General features: G+C 45.5%; 3 protein-coding genes and 2 pseudogenes. 1 reads left to right on the forward strand and 4 read right to left on the reverse strand.

The genetic code is table 11. The features are described from left to right. The 4 genes and pseudogenes from B3182_RS08820 to B3182_RS08835 all read right to left on the reverse strand — a co-directional run. Positions 1-229 (reverse strand): annotated as a pseudogene (locus tag B3182_RS08820) (calcium/sodium antiporter); the annotation flags it as partial. Between the two features lie 95 nt (positions 230-324). Further along, positions 325-1,053: an MlaA family lipoprotein gene (locus tag B3182_RS08825; protein WP_292356437.1), complete on the reverse strand. Its 729-nt coding sequence runs from the start codon at positions 1,051-1,053 to the stop codon at positions 325-327. A 128-nt stretch (positions 1,054-1,181) separates the two neighbouring features. Then, entirely contained in the window at positions 1,182-2,228 is a 1,047-nt protein-coding gene (locus B3182_RS08830; RefSeq protein WP_292356436.1) for a glycosyltransferase family 4 protein, read from the reverse strand. After that, entirely contained in the window at positions 2,228-3,022 is a 795-nt protein-coding gene (locus B3182_RS08835) for a UDP-2,3-diacylglucosamine diphosphatase (protein ID WP_292356434.1), read from the reverse strand. The genes B3182_RS08830 and B3182_RS08835 overlap by 1 nt, the downstream gene beginning before the upstream one ends. Before the next feature lie 139 nt (positions 3,023-3,161). Between B3182_RS08835 and B3182_RS08840 the strand changes: the two are divergent. Next, positions 3,162-3,591, forward strand: a pseudogene (locus B3182_RS08840) (oligopeptidase A); the annotation flags it as partial.

A 3,591-nucleotide genomic window follows, 5' to 3' on the forward strand; every position in this document is an offset into this window, starting at 1 on the left:
CAATGGCATTGCCAATACCCAGGGCAGGAGCACCATCAAATGCAGCGAATGCTGAAACTATCATTTCTGGAGCAGAGGTACCAAAACCAACGATAGTTAAGCCGACAATTAAGGGAGCAACCCCCAGGTTCGATGCAATGCCTGCCGCACCATCAATAAATTTATCCGCTCCCCAGATCAATAGGACCAACCCACTGATAATGGCGCTTATAAATAGAAAAGAAGTCATTTAATAACCGATGATGGAACCTTAAAAATAAAAAGAGCCGGACTAAATCCGGCTCTTTTTATTATAACGGTGGAGAATTGTTATGTCGCGATGTATTACTGGTCATCGAACAAATCAAAATCATCATCATCTGGCGGGTTACCATCGTAAACCAGATATTGACGACGCTGCAGATAGGCATTTCTTACGTATGCATATTCGTCATCCGTAGCTTCATCCAAAACCCGTTCTGACTTAAGCAGATTGGCACGGGTATCCACTAAACGTGTTCCTGCAAAGGCATTACGTGCGCCCGGACCCTCAACATACATCACCGGGTCAGTAAACATATCGCCCACTAAACCAAATGAGTCACGCACAGTGCGGGGACCAAAAAACGGTAATACGATGTATGCGCCGGGTTCAGCACCCCAGGCTCCCAGTGTCTGGCCGAAATCTTCGTTACGTTTCTTGTTGCCAGCATGACCGGCAACATCAAAGATACCTGCCACACCAACGGTGCTGTTTAACAGAAAACGACCTGTATCATCAGCTGCCTGGCTGAATTTACCTTGCAACAGGCTGTTGATGGCGACTGTAATATCATTCAGATTACTGAAGAAATTGCTGACGCCCCAGCTGATCGCATCAGGAACAACAACATCGTAACCCTTGGCAACAGGCTTTAACACGGCACGATCTACAGTATCGTTAAATTGATACATTGCACGGTTATAGCTTTCATATGGATCACGTTCATCAGATGATTGTACGGTGGCACAACCTGTGAACAGAACCAATAAACCGAGCAGGCTGAGCCTGGAAAAAACTTTTAGATCGAACATTGTGGCATTCCCTGAAACAAATTTAACGAGAATAATCTCACGGCAGTTCCAGGCTAATCAAGTGATCTGTTGTACCAATACCAAGAAAGTATGATGGTGTTGTCACTTTGCAACATCAAAAGAATGTTTCATCCGCTTTTCTGGCCCAGCATTTGCGCAGTTTTAACCTGTGATTCTGGATGGTTGTTATACATATAACCGGAAAATACTTCGCTGCATTTGTGCCAGCTATTTTCATGTGCATAAGCAATACAATCGGTTTTTTGCAGATTCAGCGCATTTAACGCCGCCTTATGCAAATCCCAATCCAGCTCGCCGGTTTTGCCCTGAATAATAATATCTTTAGGCCCGGTGACCGGATAAGCGGCTACAGGCAGACCGCAAGCCATCGCTTCCAGAATTACCAAGCCGAAGGTATCGGTTTGACTCGGAAAAACAAAAACATCTCCTCCGGCCAGATAGGCAGCGAGTTCTTCAGCAAATTTGGCACCGGTAAAGATCACATCAGGATAGCGTTTTTTCAACATCTCCAGATCAGGACCATCGCCAATCACTACTTTACTGCCTGGTAAATCCAAATCCAAAAATGCTTCAATGTTTTTTTCGACTGCAACCCGGCCCATATTGATAAAAACCGGGCGGGGTAAGTCATAATTTTTGGCATTATCTTTCGTGAATATATCGGTATCGACACCTCGTCCCCATACATAAACATCTTGAAATCCATATTCTTGCAAGCGTCGCTGTTGTGAAATGGTAGGTACCAGTGTTCTCACCGCCGGGCGATGAAAACGCCTTAACCATGCATAGCTCCAACTAAGCGGAATCGGTAAACGCAAACGCAGATATTCTGGAAACTGAGTATGAAATGACGTGGTGAAATGGATATTATGACGCAGACACCAACGTCTGGCGGCCATGCCTAATGGACCCTCAGTGGCAATATGCACTGCATCGGCTTGCAGATTGTCGAGCATATTTGCCAGTTTTCGGTAAGGCAGTAATGCCAGACGAATTGAGGGATAACTGGGACAGGGAATCGTTTTAAAATTCAGCGGCGTGAGCATGGTAACGTCATAGCCCATTTCCTGCAGATGGTCACGGGTTTTCCCCAGAGTGCGCACAACCCCGTTGACCTGTGGCTCCCAGGCATCGGTAATAATCGCCAGTTTCATCAAGCGGCTTTGGCAATCAAAACGTGCTGATTAAATACTTCAGCCCAAGGGATGATTTCCATCTGACCATCTGGATGTTCAACCAATGCTGTGCAGCTCTCTACCCAGTCGCCACAATTATAGTAATCGATATCATGTATGCGCGTTATTTCCGCACGGTGAATATGGCCGCAGACCACACCATCCACCCCTTGTTTAGAAGCTTCATGCGCCACAGCTTCTTCAAAATTACTGATGTACTGGACCGCATTTTTCACTTTGTGTTTCAAAAACGCTGCCAGTGACCAGTAAGAGAAGCCCATCTTACGGCGGAAATAATTCACCCAGCGATTAGCTCTAAGTAAAAATTCATACAAACGGCTGCCGATTTTGGCCAGCATCGGCGAAATTTTCACTACGCTATCGAATTGATCGCCGTGAATGATTAACAACTTACGTTTATCGGCTGTGGTATGAATGATTTCGTTATGGATCTGCACATTACCGAACACCGCACCATCATAATCCCGCAGAATCTCATCGTGATTACCGGGAACAAAGATGACCTTGGTATTGTGCTTGGCTTTACCGAGCAGGGTTCGGACTACGTTATTATGTTCTTGAGGCCAGTACATGCGTTTTTTCATTTCCCAGACGTCGATAATATCGCCGACCAGATAAAGATATTCGCATTCCACATTATGTAAAAAGTTAAGGAGGAGCTCGGCACTGCAGCCTCGGAAGCCAAGATGGATATCCGAAATGAACACGGTGCGAACTTTCAGCTTTTGCTTGTGACTTAGTTGTGTTTGCATAAGGCACTCATTCACTTAAAATTCTGAGCAAACCTTATCTATTAGATATTGCAGTGTGATGACCGTTTTGTTGCGTTACCATGACAATAACTTCACGCGCTACACTGCGGGCGATACCGAACCTAATCAGGACACTATTATGAGCAACCCATTATTGGAAAATCACCGTTTACCGCCATTTTCCGCAATAAAAGCCGAACATGTTGAGCCCGCAATTGATCATGCGTTGAGCACAGCACGCAATAAAATTGACACTATTTTGAGCACACTTTCAGAGCCAACATGGGACACATTGGTACAGCCAATGGAAGATATGGATGCCCTGATTGACAGTGTCTGGTCGCCAGTAAGTCATATGAATTCGGTGGTCAACTCGGAAGAGCTGCGTCAGGCCTATAACGCTTGTTTGCCTAAACTCAGCGAGTTTTCGACTGAGTTGGGCCAGAATGAAATGCTGTATCAGGCCTATAAAGCCATTGCCGAAGGCGCTGAGTATCAGAAATTGGATACGGCACAGAAAAAAGTCATTGATAATGCGGTCCGTGATTTTCGTCTGTCGGGCGTTGAGG

This window comes from Methylophaga sp. UBA4204 (assembly GCF_002379485.1).
Classification (GTDB): Bacteria; Pseudomonadota; Gammaproteobacteria; order Nitrosococcales; family Methylophagaceae; genus Methylophaga.